Genomic DNA, 15,900 nt, shown 5'->3' on the forward strand with positions numbered 1-15,900 from the left:
GGTCTTTATGAACAAGACCGACCTGGTCGACGACGAAGAGCTGATCGAGTTGGTTGAGCTGGAAGTCCGCGAGCTGCTGAGCTCCTATGAGTTTGACGGCGACAATATTCCCGTGGTCCAGGGATCAGCCCTGAAAGCCCTTGAAGGCGAGGAAGAGCACGAGCAGGCGATCCTGGATCTGATGGACGCCGTCGATGAGACGATTCCGACGCCCGAGCGCGACGTCGATAAGCCGTTCTTGATGCCGGTTGAAGATATTTTCTCGATTACCGGCCGCGGTACCGTCGCAACAGGACGTATCGAGCGCGGGGTAGTGAAGCTGAATGACGAGATTGAAATTGTAGGAATTATTGAAGATCCGATGGACTCGGTTGTGACCGGCATTGAGATGTTCCGCCGGATGCTCGACGAGGGTCAGGCCGGTGATAACGCCGGAATCCTGCTGCGCGGGGTCGACAAAGAAGACCTCCAGCGCGGGATGGTACTCTGCGAGCCGGGCTCCATTACCCCGCACAAGAAGTTCGAATGCGAGGTGTATGTATTGAGCAAGGACGAAGGCGGCCGACACACGCCGTTTTTCGACGGCTATCGCCCGCAGTTCTACTTCCGGACCACAGATGTGACCGGAAGCTGTGAGCTACCCGACGGGGTAGAGATGGTAATGCCGGGCGACAACGTGACGATGGAAGTCAGCCTGATTCAGCCGGTGGCGATGGAAGAAGGCCTGCGATTTGCGATCCGCGAGGGCGGTCGCACGGTAGGCGCCGGTGTTGTAACTGAAATTATAGAATAAAAAAGTTCTGATAAGTGGCTACTCAACAAAAAATCAGAATTAAACTTAAGTCGTACGATCACAATTTGATCGACAAATCGGCTGAAAAGATAATTCAGACAGTAAAGTCAACGGGAGCTGTGGTATCGGGTCCGATACCGCTTCCGACGAAGAAAAATATTATTACAGTTAACCGATCTGTTCATGTTAATAAAACTGCTCGAGAGCAGTTTGAGTATCGTTCTCACAAACGTTTGATCGATATTCTTTCAACAGGATCGCAAACTGTAGATGCATTAATGAAGCTGGAGTTACCCTCTGGTGTAGACGTAGAAATTAAAGTGTAACATTTATAATCACTGAACAATGAGTAGTGGTTTGATAGGAAAAAAGATTGGCATGACCAATGTCTTCGATGACAATGGTAAAAATTATGCCGTAACGGTTATAGAAGTTGATCCCAATGTTATAACGGAGATCAAGACAAATGAGGAAAACGGCTACGAAGCTGTACAACTTTCTGCCTTTGATAAAAAGGAGAAAAGTACTTCTAAGCCCTTGAAAGGACATTTTGAAAAGGCCGGTACAACACCAAAGAAATATATCAAGGAATTCAGAGATTTTATTCCTGAAGATGCTGAACTCGGCGACGAGTTAAATATCGACGATGTGTTCAGCATTGGTGATAATGTTGATGTTGTCGGTGTATCAAAAGGAAAGGGCTTTACCGGCGTAGTTAAGCGACACAATTTTAGTGGTGTTGGTGAAGCGACGCACGGGCAGCATGACAGACAACGTCATCCCGGTTCTATTGGTCAGGCTTCTGATCCGGCTCGAGTATTTCCCGGAATTAAGATGGCCGGCCGAAGTGGTAATGAACGTAATAAAATTAAGAATTTGACAATTGCTAAGATATTTAGCGAATCAAATTTGATGATGGTTACTGGTTCTATACCCGGTCCTAATGGACGATTTGTTGAAATTTACAATAGATAGTAAGAGATAATTAGCAATGAAGCTTCCAATATTAACAACTGAAGGTAAAGATAGCGGAGATAAAGTTGAGCTGGCAGATTCCATTTTTGGAATCGAGCCAAATGAGACTGCTATCTATGAAGATGTTCGCCGATATATGGCTAATCAACGCCAAGGGACATCAAATACAAAAGAACGTGGGCAGGTTCGCGGTGGTGGTCGTAAGGCTTATCGCCAAAAAGGAACCGGCCAGGCACGTCGTGGTTCTATCCGATCCCCGCTACTAAAGGGTGGTGGAACAGTATTTGGTCCAAGTCCACGAGATCATTCTTTTAAAATCTCGAAGAAAACCAAGCGGTTGGCTCGTAAATCAGCATGGTCTGCAAAAGCGGCTGATGAGGCAATAACGATTGTTGATGACTTTTCATTTGAAGAGCCGAAGACCCGAAAAGTTGCTGATATTCTTAAGAGTCTTGATATAGAGGAACAAAAGGTTCTTATTTTGACTGCAGATACTGATAAAGTTCTTTACAAGTCTGTACGAAATATTCCAAATGTAGAACTATTGGAAGCTAATAAACCTACGACATATCAGATTCTTGATGCTGATGTTATTTTAATTCAAGAAAGTGCTGTTGAAGTACTGCAAGGATCAATTGAATCTGCTGAGGAGGCTGTAGCATGAAACAAGTATTAAAGAAACCATTAATTACTGAAAAACTTACACGGCTTCAGGAAGAAGGTAAGTATGCTTTTAAGGTAGACAAGCATGCATCGAAAGCGGATATCAAGCAAGCTGTTATTGATAGATATCCGGAAGTAAAGATTAAAAAGATCAATACCATGATCATGCCTTCTAAGCCTAAAGGTCGATATACCCAGAGTGGTTATATCGTGGGCCGAGAAAAAGTTTGGAAGAAAGCAATTGTAACTCTCAAAGAAGGCGAAATAGACTTCTTTAGCGAAATTTAGAAACAAATAGTTCAATGGCTACTAAGAAATCAAAACCATCTACACCCGGTTCCAGGCATAGGATTGCTCCTGTGTTTGATGATGTGACCGTTAGCAAGCCTACTGTTAAGCGGCTTGTCAAAGGTAAAGATCAATCCGGGGGAAGAAATAAGCAGGGACGAATGACTTCGCGCCATCGTGGTGGAGGTCATAAGCGTCGCTATCGTCAGATTGATTTTAATCGCGACAAACATGATATCCCTGCAAAAGTTCAAACAATTGAATACGATCCCAACAGGTCGGCACGAATTGCCCTTGTTGCTTATGCTGATGGAGAAAAGCGATATATCATTGCTCCGGATAAGTTAAGTGTTGGAGATTCCATAATTAGTGGAACAACTGGTGTTGAGCCGGATGTTGGTAATGCAATGCCGATGAAGCACATGCCGCCCGGTACTTTTATTCACAACATTGAGTTGCACCCGGGACAGGGAGCGCAATTATGCAGAAGTGCCGGTACCGCTGCACAGATGGTGGCAAAAACAGATCGTTATGTAACGGTTAAGTTACCATCGAGTGAAGTTCGGATGATTTTAGGTAACTGTATTGCAACTGTTGGATCAACAAGTAATCCCGATCACTTTAACACAACAATTGGTAAGGCGGGACGAAATCGCTGGAAAGGGAAGCGACCCCATACACGTGGTGTTGCGATGAACCCAATTGATCACCCGATGGGCGGTGGTGAAGGTAAAGCTTCGGGTGGACATCCGCGTTCGCCGTGGGGACAATCTTCTAAAGGATTGAAGACAAGAAAACGCAAGAAACTCTCGGACCGATACATCGTTCGAAGTCGTAAAAAGTCTAAAAAGTAATTAGTTATGCCAAGATCGCTAAGAAAGGGACCTTTCGTATATTACAAGTTGCAGCGTAAGATCGATGCAATGAATGAGAGCGGCAAGAAGAATGTCATTAAAACATGGTCGCGTAGCTCTATGGTTACGCCTGATTTCGTTGGACTGACATTAGCTGTTCATAACGGGAAGCAGTTTATCCCTGTTTATATTACTGAAGAAATGGTGGGCCACAAACTGGGAGAATTTGCTCCCACAAGAACATTCCGTGGACACCCAGTGAAGTCTAAAGCAACGCGTGAAGCACCGAAAAAACCAGGACAATAAAGTATTATGGCTGAAGAAATTTTAAAAGCACGAGCTACACAAAAACATCTTCGCAGGTCGCCTCGTAAGGTACGCTTAGTTGTTGATTCTGTGAGAGGAGATCGTGTAGATAAAGCCCTTAAGAAACTTGAATTTACCAACAAAGGGGCTGCAGATGAAGTAGCCAAAGTTGTGAAGTCGGCAGCTGCTAACATACGCGATAAGTTTCAGGATGCTCGACTTGATAACCAAGAGATTTATATCTCAGAAATTTTTGTGAATGAAGGTGCGACACTGAAACGCATACAGCCAAGAGCAATGGGCCGTGCTAATCAGATACGCAAACGTACAAGTCACATCACGGTTGTTGTGGCTAATAACAAAGAATTAGTTAATCAATAAACGATAATACCTTGGGACAGAAATCACATCCAGTAGGTTTACGACTCGGTATCATTCGCGGTTGGGATTCCAATTGGTATTCCGAAGAGAATGAACCCGAAATTTTATACGAAGACACGAAGTTGCGTGAATATTTGCACACGCGTCTTGAAAATGGCGGGCTTTCTCGAGTCATAATCGAACGTACACCAAAACGAATACTACTTACACTTAAAACAAGCCGACCCGGTGTTATTATCGGTAAGGGTGGTGAACAGATTGAACTTCTGCGCGAAGAGCTTAAAACAATTACCGACAAGGAAGTTCAAATTAATGTAAGTGAAATTAAACGACCCGAAACGGATGCCAGTTTGGTTGCTCAAAATATTGCACAACAGCTTGAGGCTCGGATTTCTTTCCGACGTGCAATGAAAACAGCAATCTCATCTGCAATGCGTATGGGGGCCGAAGGAATTAAAATTCGCTGTGCCGGTCGATTAGGTGGTGCTGAAATGGCACGTACCGAACAATATCGCGAGGGACGTGTGCCATTGCACACACTGCGTGCTGATATCGACTACTATAATACAACAGCGAATACTATTTATGGATCAATTGGTGTTACGGTTTGGATCTTCAAGGGTGAAATACTCGGTGATATTGAGTTGACCCCTGGAGATGCTCATACCCAACAGAAGGATGATTCGCGAGGACGACGTGGAAAAGGCGGTAAGCGCCGATCACGTCGACGTAGAAGAAATAAGAATTAATACTGTAAATAAATAGAATCATGTTAGAACCAAGAAATGTACGACGCCGCAGGCAGCATCGTCGCAGTCTAAAAGGTACTGCGCAACGTGGACATACGCTTGCATATGGCGATTTTGGTTTAAAGGCAATGGAGCCTAAGTACATCACTTCCCGGCAGATTGAATCTTGCCGTATTGCAATTGCTCGTCAATTGCAGCGTGATGGCCAAACCTGGATTCGAATTTTTCCGGATATGCCTAAAACTGCCCAACCCGCTGAAACACGTATGGGTAAGGGTAAGGGAGCTGTTGAAGAGTATGTTGCTGTCGTAAAACCCGGCCGCATTTTATTCGAAATTGCTGGTGTGCCCGAGGATTTAGCTTGGGAAGCAATGCGCCGAGCAGATTATAAGCTTCCTATTAAAACGAAATTTATTGTTCGTCGTGATTACGATGGACCATAATCAACAAGGATTTGATAAATCATGAAAGCACACGAACTACGAGATAAATCAATTGCTGAATTGAAGGCTCGGCTGGACGATGAAAAGCAGGCATTGCAAGATATGAAGTTTAACCGTGCAATTGCCGGCCAGCTTGAAAATCCCGCGCGTATTACAATGACACGCCGCGAGATTGCCCGAATTCATACGATTATTACTGAAAAACAACAAGAAAGTGCTGAATAATTAATACAATGGCACAAACTGAACGAGTACAACGAAGAGAACGAAAAGGTCGCGTGGTCAGCAATAAAATGGATAAAACCATTACCGTTGCTGTAGATAGAAAAGTAAAGCACGCGATTTACGGAAAATATATTACTAAGACGACTAAGTACATGGCCCATGATGAAAGTAATGAGGCCAATGAGGGTGATTTAGTACAAATCATGTCAACCCGTCCGCTTTCTAAGCGAAAGTCTTGGCGTCTTGTAGAAATAATTGAACGAGCAAAATAACTGGATATATTTTAGGAATCTGCAATGGTACAAGCACAAACACAATTAAATGTTGCTGATAACAGCGGCGCTCGTCAACTTAACTGTATTAAGGTTCTTGGCGACTCAAAGCGCAGATATGCAAGAATAGGTGATATTATTTCCTGCTCAGTGAAAACTGCAATTCCCGGTGGTAATGTTAAAAAGGGAGAAGTAGTTAAAGCTGTAATAGTTAGAACTAAAAAGGAGATACGTCGCCAGGACGGCAGTTATATTCGCTTTGATGAGAATGCAGCTGTGATTATTAATAAAGAAAGTGAACCGGTTGGTACACGAATTTTTGGACCGGTAGCTCGCGAACTACGTGAGCGAAACTACATGCGTATTGTTTCACTTGCTCCAGAAGTGCTTTAAAAACGAATTTTATTATGCCACGTACTAAAAACAAGCAAAAGAAATTACATGTTAAGAAAGGCGATGAAGTAAGAGTTATCGCCGGAAACGAGAAAGGGAAAGATGGCCGTATTTTGGCTGTATTTCCTGAAAAGGAACGCGTATTGGTTGAAGGTGTCAACATGCGGGTTCATCACGATCAGCCAACCCAGGATAATCCCCAGGGAGGCCGTATTGAACGAGAAGTAGCAATACATATTTCCAATGTGATGATATTAGATCCTGCAACAGGAGAACCTACACGTATTGGCCGCAAGCGAATTGAAGATGACAGCGGTGGACGGTGGGTACGATACGCAAAGAAAAGTGGCGAGATCATTGATAAATAAGAAGAAATTATAGAATGTCAGAAGCAAGACTTTACACACAGTATAAAGACGAAATTATTTCGAACTTGTTGGAACAGTTTGACTACGATAACGTAATGGCTGTTCCCAAGCTTGAAAAGATTGTAATTAACAGCGGTGTTGGTGAAGCAGTGGAAAATGAGAAAGTATTAGACACTGTTACCGACAACCTTGCAAAGATTACAGGTCAAAAACCGGTAACTACTAAGGCAAAGAAATCTATTTCAAGTTTTAAAACCAGAGATGGGATGCCTATTGGTTGCAAGGTTACTCTGCGAAAGAAAAAGATGTATGAGTTTCTTGATCGGTTAATTAATCTTGCGCTTCCAAGAATGAGAGACTTTCAAGGAGTACCTGATAAAAGCTTTGACGGCAGGGGAAATTATACGCTCGGTGTTAAGGAGCATACGATATTTCCTGAAATTAATACTGATGACGTTGACAATATTCATGGTATGGATATTACGTTTGTAACAACAGCTGATAGCGATGAAGAAGCTTATGCTCTGCTGAAGGAATTTGGAATGCCGTTTCAAAAACGAAATTAAATCAACAAGCATATATAATTATGGCTAAGAAAGCTTGGATAGCACGTAACGAAAAAAGAAAACGAACGGTAAAGAAATACGCCGAAAAGCGAAAAAAGCTGAAGGAAGAAGGCAAATGGGTGGAGTTGCAAAAACTCCCTCGTGATGCAAGTCCTACACGCGTAAACAACCGCTGTAATTTAACGGGGCGTTGTCGCGGCTATATTCGCAAGTACGGTATCTCTCGTATTAAATTTCGTGAACTTGCACTCGACGGGAAGATTCCCGGCGTACGAAAAGCAAGTTGGTAACACTTTAACGAAGAACTTCTATGTTTGATCCAATTTCAGATTATCTAACAAGAATACGAAACGCTCAACGGGCTGGACATCGACGGGTAGATATCCCTGCGTCCAAGTTGAAGCGTGCAATGACCAAAATCCTTTTGGATAAAGGTTACATTAATAAGTTTATCAATATTGATGATGGGAAACAGGGGATGCTTCGCCTGTTTTTGAAATACGATGCGTACGGTCAACCGGTTATTAAGAAAATGAAGCGTCGTTCTAAGCCGGGACTTCGTGAGTATTGTGGATCTGATAACATTCCCAGAGCTCTTAATGGATTGGGAATTGTTATGCTTTCCACCTCTCGGGGAGTAATGACTGATAAAGAAGCCCGCAAAGTGAAGGTGGGTGGCGAAGTATTGTGCACTGTTTATTAAAACTAAGGTAATAGAATTATGTCTCGTATCGGAAATCAACCGATTGAATTAAAAGAAGATGTTGAGTTCAGCATTGATGCTGATAACGTGGTCACCCTGAAAGGGGAGAAGGGCAGTGATACACTGCAGATGGATCCCACCATTAATGTTGAGAAAAAAGACGGTGAATTAATTGTCAATAGAACCGGTGAGCAAAAAATTGATCGCTCACTACACGGGCTCTACCGATCTCTGATCAATAATATGATGATTGGAGTATCAGAAGGATATAAAAAGGAGCTCGAAATTATTGGCGTTGGTTACCGTGCATCTTTAAGTAACGGAGTTCTTGAATTGACATTGGGTTTTTCTCACCCAATTTACTTTGTACCACCTGATGGAGTTGATCTTGAAGTTGATACAAAGACAAAAAAGAACCCCATGATTATTGTTTCTGGAATTAACAAAGAATTAGTTGGACAGGTTGCCGCTAAAATACGCTCATTACGTCCCCCGGAACCTTACAAAGGCAAGGGAATACGATATGTTGATGAATGGGTTCGTAGAAAAGCCGGTAAATCTGCTGCTAAAGCTTAATAGGAATTATTTACGATGGATAAGAACATTAAAAAAACATTACGTCGCGACAGGATACGTCGCCGTATTCGATCAACAATTAAAGGTACGGCCGAACGTCCACGATTATCAGTGTATAAAAGCAATAAAAATGTATATGCACAGCTTGTTGATGATCGTTTAGGACATACATTGGCTGGAGTATCTACTGAATCGGAAGAAATTGCTGATGATGTGAAAGACAAAAGCAAGAAAGAAGCTGCTGCCATAGTTGGTAAGCGTTTGGCTGAAATTGCTGTTGATAAAGGACTTGAAAAGGCAGTATTTGATCGAAGTGGTTATAAATACCACGGCGTTGTTAAAGCCCTTGCAGAGGGTGCTCGCGAAGGAGGTTTAGACTTTTAAATAAGAATAATTATGCCAAAAGTAAGAAGACGACATAACATAACGCCTACAAATCTTAACCTTGAAGAGAAACTGGTTCATATTAACCGTGTTTCCAAGGTGGTAAAAGGTGGCCGCCGTTTTAGCTTTAATGCTATTGTGGTTGTTGGTAATAAAGACGGTGTTGTAGGACACGGTCTTGGTAAAGCCAACGAAGTTTCTGACGCCATCCAGAAAGGATTTGATAATGCTAAGAAGAATCTTATAAGAGTGCCAATGACAAAAACCGGTAGTATTTATCATACTATTACCGGAAAAGAAGGTGCCGGTGAGGTATTACTTCGGCCTGCGTCTGAAGGTACCGGTGTGATTGCCGGTGGACCTGTAAAGGCGTTACTTGATATAGCCGGATTGCAAAATATCCTTACCAAATCAGTGGGATCATCAAATCCGCATAATATGGTTAAGGCAACATATAATGGATTGAAGAACCTAACTGATCCATTTGAGGTTGCTGAGCGACGTGGTATTTCAATGAATAAAGTATTTGAAGGCTAATAGATCTAAGGAATTTAACCAAATAAGATAATGGATTTAAGCAATTTAAAAGCCCCTGAACCCAATAAGAAAAAGGCCAAACGTATTGGTCGTGGTCAAGGGTCAGGAAGAGGTGGACACACTGTTGGAAAAGGTCACAACGGTCAGCGTTCGCGCAGTGGCTTTAAAGAAAAGTTTTGGTTTGAAGGTGGACAGATGCCTTTGCAGCGAAAAGTTCCAAAGTGGGGTTTTAATAATAAATTCCGCAAGGAGTATGTAGCTGTGAATACAGGCACTATTCAACTATTTGTCGAGCATGGAAAACTTGAAGAGAATATTACTCTTGAAGATCTTCGTAATGCTGGGCTTGCAGGCAAAAATGATCTGGTAAAATTACTTGGTGACGGAGACATCGAAGCATCAATTGATATTGAAGTACATAATGCCAGTAAATCTGCTCAGGAAAAGGTTGAAGAGGCCGGTGGAAGCATTACATTCGTAGAGAATAATAAATAGAAATAGATAAGCCACCTTCTAAATGAGTTTAGTCGAAAACTTTCGCAACATTTTTAAGATAGAAGAGCTGAAAAATCGCATCTTCTATGTCATCGGCATTTTGATGGTTTATCGCATAGGAAGTTTTGTAACACTTCCTGGTGTTGATGCCACCCAATTAACGCAACAGGCCGGGAATGCTTCAAGTCTTCTTGGTCTCTTCGACATGTTTGTAGGCGGTGCTTTTTCACGTGCCGGGGTATTTGCACTTGGAATTATGCCCTATATTACCGCTGCTATTATTATACAGTTAATGGGTGCAGTTGTCCCTTATTTTCAAAAATTACAGCGCGAAGGTGAAGAGGGGCGACGTAAGATAAATAGACTTACTCGTTATGGTACCGTAGGAATTACATTAGTACAGTCTATAGGTTTTTCTATAAATCTGATGGCAACATCGCCAAACGCCATTGTGGTTAGCAATTTTACTTTTGTACTTACCTCAATGATTATTTTAACGGCGGGTACTACCTTTGTGATGTGGTTGGGTGAACGAATTTCTGACCGCGGCATTGGTAATGGTATCTCAATCATTATTATGATTGGTATTATTGCTCGGTTACCTGCAAGTTTAATCAATGAGGTGACTACTAAAGGCAATCTCATTATTGTAATTGTTGAGATTGCAGCATTGCTTCTGGTAATTGCTGCTTGTGTCTTATTAACACAGGGAGTGCGTAAAGTTCCCGTGCAATATGCTAAGCGAGTAGTGGGACGTAAGGTTTATGGGGGGACAACACAATACTTGCCGCTCCGATTAAACGCTGCTGGTGTGATGCCCATTATTTTTGCACAGTCTATAATGTTTATCCCAAGCACAATTGGAACGTTTTTTCCCAACAATCAGACCGTACAAATGTTGACTGCTTGGTCGAGTGATTTTACAGGAATTACCTATTCCATTATCTTTGGCGTCATTGTTGTGTTCTTTACATACTTTTATACCGCGATTACGGTTAATCCTCGTGAAATGGCAGATACGATGAAACGTCAAGGAGGATTTATACCTGGGGTTCGACCGGGGAATCAAACGGTTGAGTTTATTGATAATATATTGACGAAGGTTACATTACCAGGTTCTATTTTCTTAGCGATTATAGCCATTATGCCGGCTATTGTGGCCAGAATGGGAGTTACACCGGGGTTCGCCTTATTTTACGGCGGAACGAGCTTGTTGATTATAGTAGGTGTAGCTCTTGATACATTGCAGCAGATAGAAAGTCACTTGATGATGCGTCATTATGATGGCTTTATGAAAACTGGTAAGATGAAAGGTCGGCGAAGAGCTTAAAATGATTTTTCTAAAAAGTGAATCTGAAATAGAAAAAATGCGCGAAAGCGCACAAATTGTTTCCCGTACACTCGGTGAAGTCGCAAAACATATTGAACCTGGAGTTACGACGGGCAAACTTGACAGAATTGCCGAAGAGTATATAAAAAAGAATAATGGACGTCCCGCTTTTAAGGGATATGGTCCCAAAGGGAATGAATTCCCGGGAACGTTGTGTATCTCTGTTAATGAAGAAGTAGTGCACGGTATTCCCAGTGACAAGCGTGAATTGAAGGAAGGAGATATAGTTTCCATTGATTGCGGAGTTGAAAAGAATGGATACTTTGGTGATCACGCTTATACATTTGCCGTTGGTGAATGTGAAGACGAGAAAATTCGTTTATTACGTGCAACATTAGAATCACTATACAAAGGAATTGAGAAGGCTGTGCACGGCAACAGAATTGGAGATATATCACAAGCCGTACAGAGCCATTGTGAAAATGAAGGATTCGGAGTTGTAAGAGACTTGGTAGGTCATGGTCTCGGAAGGTCGCTCCATGAAGATCCTTCGGTACCGAATTTTGGTAAGGCGGGGAGAGGAGAGCGTCTCCGATCCGGAATGACACTTGCTGTTGAACCAATGATTACACTCGGTTCTTGGCAAGTAGAAACATTAGATGATGGCTGGACAGTTGTTACAGCCGATCGAAAAGTTTCTGCACACTATGAGCATGATATCGTAGTACGAGAAGGAAAAGCTGAAATTTTAAGTACTTTTGATTATATTAGAGAGATAACGAAAAGTCGAATAAACGCAAATATTTAGTAATGGCTAAAGAAGAGCCAATTAAACAGGATGGCGAAATTATTGAAGCATTACCCAATGCACAATTTCGCGTAGAGCTTGATAACGGGCACGAAATTTTGGCCCACGTATCAGGTAAAATGAGAATGTATTATATTAAAATTCTTCCCGGCGACCGAGTCGCTGTGGAAATGTCTCCCTACGATTTAACGAAGGGACGAATTACGTATCGTTACAAATAAATTCTAATTAAAAAGAGTTTAGTATTATGAAGACTCGATCTTCAGTAAAGAAAAGAAGTGAAGACGACAAAATTGTACGACGCAATGGTCGTGTTTATGTAATTAACAAGAAGAATCCACGCCACAAGCAACGGCAAGGATAATTAATTCATATAGTTTTTTATGGCTAGAATTGCTGGAATAGACTTACCTAAAAATAAGCGCGGTGAAATAGGTCTGACCTACATCCATGGTATAGGACGGTCAACTGCTCAGGATATTCTTGATGAGCTTGAGATTGACCGTAATACAAAAGTTGTAGATTGGACCGATGAAGAAGTATCAAAGCTCCGTCAAAAGATTGACAATGAGTATAAAGTGGAAGGAGCATTACGAAGTGAAGTAAAAGCCAATATACGGCGGTTAATTGAGATTGGCTCTTATCGTGGTAATCGACATCGTAAAGGATTGCCCGTACGAGGCCAACGAACTCAAACAAATGCGCGTACCCGAAAAGGGAAGCGTCGCACCGTTGCAGGTAAGAAATCAGCTCCTCGAAAATAATTAAACGAGATAATTAAATGGCAAAGCGAGAACGTAAATCTGCAAAAAAGAAACGACGAAAGCAGCTTTCAGATCCTAATGGAATGGCTTTTATCAAGGCAACATTTAACAATGTCTTGGTAACGGTTACTGATGCTAATGGAAATGCACTTTCTTGGTCATCAGCTGGCAAAGAAGGTTTTAAAGGATCTCGAAAAAATACACCATATGCAGCACAATTGAGTGCCGAAACGGCAGCTACTGCAGCTTATGAAATGGGATTACGAAGAGTTGAGGTTTTTGTAAAAGGACCTGGCTCTGGACGTGAAGCAGCAGTACGTGCTTTAGCATCAAGTGGATTGGAAGTAACTGCGATTAAAGATCGTACTCCTATTCCTCACAATGGTTGCAGACCACCTAAACGACGAAGAGTTTAACGAAGTAAATTATTAGTTAATCATGGCAAGATACAGAGGCCCAAAACAAAAGAAAGCAAGACGTTTTCGAGAACCAATTTTTGGTCCCAGCAAGGCGCTGGAACGAAAACCCTATGGACCCGGCCAACATGGACGGTCCAGATATTCGAGAAAATCAGAATATGCTATTCAGCTTGAAGAAAAGCAGAAAGCAAAGTACACTTATGGTTTGCTTGAAAAACAGTTTTCAAATCTGTTTGACAAGGCAAATGCCAAAGATGGTGTAACTGGTGAGATTCTGTTGCAATTGCTTGAAAGCCGTCTTGATAATACTGTGTACCGTTTAGGTTTTGCAAGAACACGTCGACAGGCAAGACAGTTAGTGAGTCATAAGCATATGGTAGTTAATGGAGAGGTTGTAAATATTCCATCTTACCAGCTTAAGCCTGGTGATGTGGTAAGTGTACGACCAAAGTCTAAGACTTTAGAAGTTATTAATGAGTCGTTACAGCATGCTCCTTCCAGCAAATATAAGTGGATAGAAATCGATAAGAAGGATATGCAGGGTAAGTTTCTGAATGTACCCGAGATGGAAGAAATTCCTGAAAATATTAATGTACAGCTTATTGTTGAGCTCTATTCTAAGTAATTTAAATTAATTAGTTTATAAAGCGATTGATATGAGTAATTATAGTATACAAATGCCTGAACCGCTTGAGGTTGAAGAAGCAACCGATACCTTTGGTACATTTATTTTACAACCATTGGAACGAGGTTTTGGAGTTACCATCGGTAACTCATTTCGAAGAATATTACTCTCTTCTTTGCCGGGAATTGCTATCAATGCTGTTAAAATTAATGGAGTTGAGCATGAGTATTCAAGCATTGAAGGAGTAAAGGAAGATGTTTATGAAATCATCCTTAACCTAAAAGAGGTCCGGTTCAAACAGATTGAACAAAGCAGTGGCATTGTTCACATTTCAAAGTCTGGAGAAGGAGCACTTACGGCAGAAGATATATCCGAAGCAACAGCAGATTATGAGGTCCTTAATCCAGAACTTCAGATTGCTACTATGGCTGAAGATGCAGATATAGAAATGGAACTGCATGTTGGCAGGGGTCGTGGTTATGTGCCTGCAGAAGAGCAAGATGTAGATACCGAAGAGGATGTAAGTCTTATCCCAATCGATGCTATTTATACTCCTATCAAACAGGTACAATTTGATGTAGACAATGTTCGTGTTGGTCAGCGTACCGATTACGAAAAATTAGTTATGGATATATCTACTGATGGCTCAATAAATTCAAAAGAAGCTCTGACCATAGCAGGAAAGATATTAAAAGAGCATATTGAGAAGTTTATTACGGAAGAAATTGATGAGCCATTCACACAAGAGGAAGAAGAAGTAGATGCAGAAAAGCAACGTATTACAAACTTGTTGAAAACGAGTATTGAAGATCTGAACTTAAGTGTACGTTCATATAACTGCTTGAAATCGGCTAACATTAACACTATCGGTGAATTGGTAGCCAGAGATGAACAAGACTTGTTAAAATTCCGAAACTTTGGTAAGAAATCTTTGGCCGAATTAGTAGAAGTTATTGAAGGCAAAGATCTGCACTTCGGGATGGATGTAACAAAGTATTTAGATAAATCATAAAGGTATTATAGAAAGAAATGCGTCATTTAAATAAAGGTAGAAAGCTCGGTAGAACACCATCGCACCGTAAAGCAACATTGAGTGCGCTTTCTGTAGCTTTAATTAAAGAACATAGAATAGTAACGACAGTACCTAAGGCCAAAGAGCTCAGAACGTTTGTTGAGCCATTAATTACAAAGGCTAAAGAAGACACTTCACACAATCGACAACAAGTGTTTTCTAAACTGGAGGATAAAGCTGTGGTATCACATCTCTTTGATGAAGTTGCGCAGAAAGCTATGGATCGACCAGGTGGATATACCCGGGTTGTAAAACTTGGATATCGATCTGGCGATAATGCACAGATGGCTGTTATAGAATTGGTTGATTATAATGATATACAACCAGCTGATAGTAAGAAAAAAACGAGCACACGTAGAGCCGGAAAATCTAAGAAAACATCTTCTTCTGCTGATTCTGATGCAGATGTATCTTAGGAAGAAGAATAGTTATTTACGCTTTCTGAAGTAGTGAAAATCTTCTCAAAATTAAATTATTTTTTATTTGGTTTTGGGAAGTTAACTCCTTATCATTGGAACGCCTTGAAACAAGGGCAAGCGAACTGAAAAAATCGCGAAGCGTTTAGTAAAATAGCGCATTGTTTCGTTCTTTGACAGACTGAGAACATACAGACGATCGCACGTCGAGCCCTTGTCAGCCCCGACTTAGGTTGGGGTTAGATAAGAGATCAATTTAGAAGTACAGTGAAGCTAGGGCCAGAGACTCAAACAATTTATTAGGTGTATTTACCATGGAGAGTTTGATCCTGGCTCAGGACGAACGCTGGCGGCGGGCTTAACACATGCAAGTCGCGGGAGAAGTTGCCCTTCGGGGCAACGGAGACCGGCGGATGGGTGAGTAACGCGTAGGTAATCTGCCGTTAGGACTGGGATAACCCACCGAAAGGTGAGCTAATACCGGATGATGCAGCG

Annotated in this window: 30 protein-coding genes and 1 rRNA gene; all 31 read left to right on the forward strand. The window is 41.7% G+C overall.

The window, feature by feature from the left end; translation table 11 throughout:
- On the forward strand, positions 1-793 hold a 793-nt coding region (locus CK503_RS15410), incomplete at its 5' end, for an elongation factor Tu (protein ID WP_095606951.1).
- Between the two features lie 14 nt (positions 794-807).
- A complete protein-coding gene (gene rpsJ / locus CK503_RS15415) occupies positions 808-1,119 on the forward strand; it encodes a 30S ribosomal protein S10 (RefSeq protein ID WP_095607732.1) in 312 nt (103 codons plus the stop codon).
- Positions 1,120-1,138: 19 nt separating this feature from the next.
- Complete coding sequence (rplC, locus tag CK503_RS15420; RefSeq protein ID WP_095607733.1) at positions 1,139-1,768, forward strand: 50S ribosomal protein L3; 630 nt, start codon at positions 1,139-1,141, stop codon at positions 1,766-1,768.
- Positions 1,769-1,784: 16 nt separating this feature from the next.
- Positions 1,785-2,432: a 50S ribosomal protein L4 gene (rplD, locus tag CK503_RS15425; protein WP_095607734.1), complete on the forward strand. Its 648-nt coding sequence runs from the start codon at positions 1,785-1,787 to the stop codon at positions 2,430-2,432.
- On the forward strand, positions 2,429-2,719 hold the full coding sequence (rplW, locus tag CK503_RS15430) for a 50S ribosomal protein L23 (protein WP_095607735.1): 291 nt from the start codon (positions 2,429-2,431) through the stop codon (positions 2,717-2,719). The genes rplD and rplW overlap by 4 nt, the downstream gene beginning before the upstream one ends.
- 14 nt (positions 2,720-2,733) lie before the next feature.
- Positions 2,734-3,573 carry a 50S ribosomal protein L2 gene (gene rplB / locus CK503_RS15435; protein WP_095607736.1) on the forward strand — a complete coding sequence of 280 codons (840 nt, stop codon included), beginning with the start codon at positions 2,734-2,736 and terminating at the stop codon, positions 3,571-3,573.
- 6 nt (positions 3,574-3,579) lie between these two features.
- Positions 3,580-3,879, forward strand: coding sequence for a 30S ribosomal protein S19 (gene rpsS / locus CK503_RS15440; RefSeq protein ID WP_095607737.1), 300 nt, complete (start codon positions 3,580-3,582; stop codon positions 3,877-3,879).
- 6 nt (positions 3,880-3,885) lie between these two features.
- Positions 3,886-4,260 carry a 50S ribosomal protein L22 gene (rplV, locus tag CK503_RS15445; RefSeq protein WP_095607738.1) on the forward strand — a complete coding sequence of 125 codons (375 nt, stop codon included), beginning with the start codon at positions 3,886-3,888 and terminating at the stop codon, positions 4,258-4,260.
- Between the two features lie 11 nt (positions 4,261-4,271).
- Complete coding sequence (gene rpsC / locus CK503_RS15450; RefSeq protein ID WP_095607739.1) at positions 4,272-5,009, forward strand: 30S ribosomal protein S3; 738 nt, start codon at positions 4,272-4,274, stop codon at positions 5,007-5,009.
- Between the two features lie 20 nt (positions 5,010-5,029).
- On the forward strand, positions 5,030-5,452 hold the full coding sequence (gene rplP, locus CK503_RS15455; protein WP_095607740.1) for a 50S ribosomal protein L16: 423 nt from the start codon (positions 5,030-5,032) through the stop codon (positions 5,450-5,452).
- A 21-nt stretch (positions 5,453-5,473) separates the two neighbouring features.
- Positions 5,474-5,677 (forward strand): 50S ribosomal protein L29, encoded by a 204-nt coding sequence (gene rpmC / locus CK503_RS15460; RefSeq protein ID WP_095607741.1) that lies wholly within the window; start codon positions 5,474-5,476, stop codon positions 5,675-5,677.
- Between the two features lie 8 nt (positions 5,678-5,685).
- On the forward strand, positions 5,686-5,949 hold the full coding sequence (gene rpsQ / locus CK503_RS15465) for a 30S ribosomal protein S17 (protein WP_095607742.1): 264 nt from the start codon (positions 5,686-5,688) through the stop codon (positions 5,947-5,949).
- 24 nt (positions 5,950-5,973) lie between these two features.
- The gene (gene rplN / locus CK503_RS15470) at positions 5,974-6,342 is read left to right on the forward strand and encodes a 50S ribosomal protein L14 (RefSeq protein ID WP_095607743.1); all 369 of its coding nucleotides are present in this window, start codon (positions 5,974-5,976) and stop codon (positions 6,340-6,342) included.
- A gap of 14 nt (positions 6,343-6,356) precedes the next feature.
- Entirely contained in the window at positions 6,357-6,710 is a 354-nt protein-coding gene (rplX, locus tag CK503_RS15475; protein WP_095607744.1) for a 50S ribosomal protein L24, read from the forward strand.
- 14 nt (positions 6,711-6,724) lie between these two features.
- The gene (gene rplE / locus CK503_RS15480) at positions 6,725-7,276 is read left to right on the forward strand and encodes a 50S ribosomal protein L5 (RefSeq protein WP_095607745.1); all 552 of its coding nucleotides are present in this window, start codon (positions 6,725-6,727) and stop codon (positions 7,274-7,276) included.
- Positions 7,277-7,296: 20 nt separating this feature from the next.
- Positions 7,297-7,566, forward strand: coding sequence for a 30S ribosomal protein S14 (gene rpsN / locus CK503_RS15485; RefSeq protein WP_095607746.1), 270 nt, complete (start codon positions 7,297-7,299; stop codon positions 7,564-7,566).
- Between the two features lie 20 nt (positions 7,567-7,586).
- The gene (gene rpsH / locus CK503_RS15490) at positions 7,587-7,979 is read left to right on the forward strand and encodes a 30S ribosomal protein S8 (RefSeq protein ID WP_095607747.1); all 393 of its coding nucleotides are present in this window, start codon (positions 7,587-7,589) and stop codon (positions 7,977-7,979) included.
- Between the two features lie 18 nt (positions 7,980-7,997).
- The gene (gene rplF, locus CK503_RS15495) at positions 7,998-8,555 is read left to right on the forward strand and encodes a 50S ribosomal protein L6 (RefSeq protein WP_095607748.1); all 558 of its coding nucleotides are present in this window, start codon (positions 7,998-8,000) and stop codon (positions 8,553-8,555) included.
- 15 nt (positions 8,556-8,570) lie between these two features.
- Positions 8,571-8,939 carry a 50S ribosomal protein L18 gene (gene rplR / locus CK503_RS15500; RefSeq protein WP_095607749.1) on the forward strand — a complete coding sequence of 123 codons (369 nt, stop codon included), beginning with the start codon at positions 8,571-8,573 and terminating at the stop codon, positions 8,937-8,939.
- Between the two features lie 12 nt (positions 8,940-8,951).
- A complete protein-coding gene (rpsE, locus tag CK503_RS15505) occupies positions 8,952-9,476 on the forward strand; it encodes a 30S ribosomal protein S5 (protein ID WP_095607750.1) in 525 nt (174 codons plus the stop codon).
- A gap of 30 nt (positions 9,477-9,506) precedes the next feature.
- Positions 9,507-9,971, forward strand: a complete 465-nt coding sequence (gene rplO, locus CK503_RS15510) for a 50S ribosomal protein L15 (protein ID WP_095607751.1) — start codon at positions 9,507-9,509, stop codon at positions 9,969-9,971.
- Positions 9,972-9,993: 22 nt separating this feature from the next.
- On the forward strand, positions 9,994-11,301 hold the full coding sequence (gene secY / locus CK503_RS15515; RefSeq protein ID WP_095607752.1) for a preprotein translocase subunit SecY: 1,308 nt from the start codon (positions 9,994-9,996) through the stop codon (positions 11,299-11,301).
- A 1-nt stretch (position 11,302) separates the two neighbouring features.
- Complete coding sequence (gene map / locus CK503_RS15520) at positions 11,303-12,109, forward strand: type I methionyl aminopeptidase (RefSeq protein WP_095607753.1); 807 nt, start codon at positions 11,303-11,305, stop codon at positions 12,107-12,109.
- Between the two features lie 2 nt (positions 12,110-12,111).
- Positions 12,112-12,330, forward strand: a complete 219-nt coding sequence (gene infA / locus CK503_RS15525; protein ID WP_095607754.1) for a translation initiation factor IF-1 — start codon at positions 12,112-12,114, stop codon at positions 12,328-12,330.
- A gap of 26 nt (positions 12,331-12,356) precedes the next feature.
- Positions 12,357-12,473: a 50S ribosomal protein L36 gene (gene rpmJ / locus CK503_RS15530; RefSeq protein ID WP_095607755.1), complete on the forward strand. Its 117-nt coding sequence runs from the start codon at positions 12,357-12,359 to the stop codon at positions 12,471-12,473.
- A gap of 19 nt (positions 12,474-12,492) precedes the next feature.
- Complete coding sequence (gene rpsM / locus CK503_RS15535) at positions 12,493-12,873, forward strand: 30S ribosomal protein S13 (RefSeq protein ID WP_095607756.1); 381 nt, start codon at positions 12,493-12,495, stop codon at positions 12,871-12,873.
- Between the two features lie 17 nt (positions 12,874-12,890).
- Positions 12,891-13,289 (forward strand): 30S ribosomal protein S11, encoded by a 399-nt coding sequence (gene rpsK, locus CK503_RS15540; RefSeq protein ID WP_095607757.1) that lies wholly within the window; start codon positions 12,891-12,893, stop codon positions 13,287-13,289.
- Positions 13,290-13,311: 22 nt separating this feature from the next.
- Positions 13,312-13,917, forward strand: coding sequence for a 30S ribosomal protein S4 (gene rpsD / locus CK503_RS15545; RefSeq protein ID WP_095607758.1), 606 nt, complete (start codon positions 13,312-13,314; stop codon positions 13,915-13,917).
- A 31-nt stretch (positions 13,918-13,948) separates the two neighbouring features.
- Positions 13,949-14,929: a DNA-directed RNA polymerase subunit alpha gene (locus tag CK503_RS15550; RefSeq protein WP_095607759.1), complete on the forward strand. Its 981-nt coding sequence runs from the start codon at positions 13,949-13,951 to the stop codon at positions 14,927-14,929.
- A gap of 17 nt (positions 14,930-14,946) precedes the next feature.
- Positions 14,947-15,405, forward strand: a complete 459-nt coding sequence (gene rplQ, locus CK503_RS15555) for a 50S ribosomal protein L17 (protein ID WP_095607760.1) — start codon at positions 14,947-14,949, stop codon at positions 15,403-15,405.
- A gap of 311 nt (positions 15,406-15,716) precedes the next feature.
- A 16S ribosomal RNA gene (locus CK503_RS15560) occupies positions 15,717-15,900 on the forward strand; the annotation flags it as partial.

The sequence above is a fragment of the Fodinibius salipaludis genome (genome assembly GCF_002287075.1).
Lineage (GTDB): Bacteria > Bacteroidota > Rhodothermia > Balneolales > Balneolaceae > Fodinibius > Fodinibius salipaludis.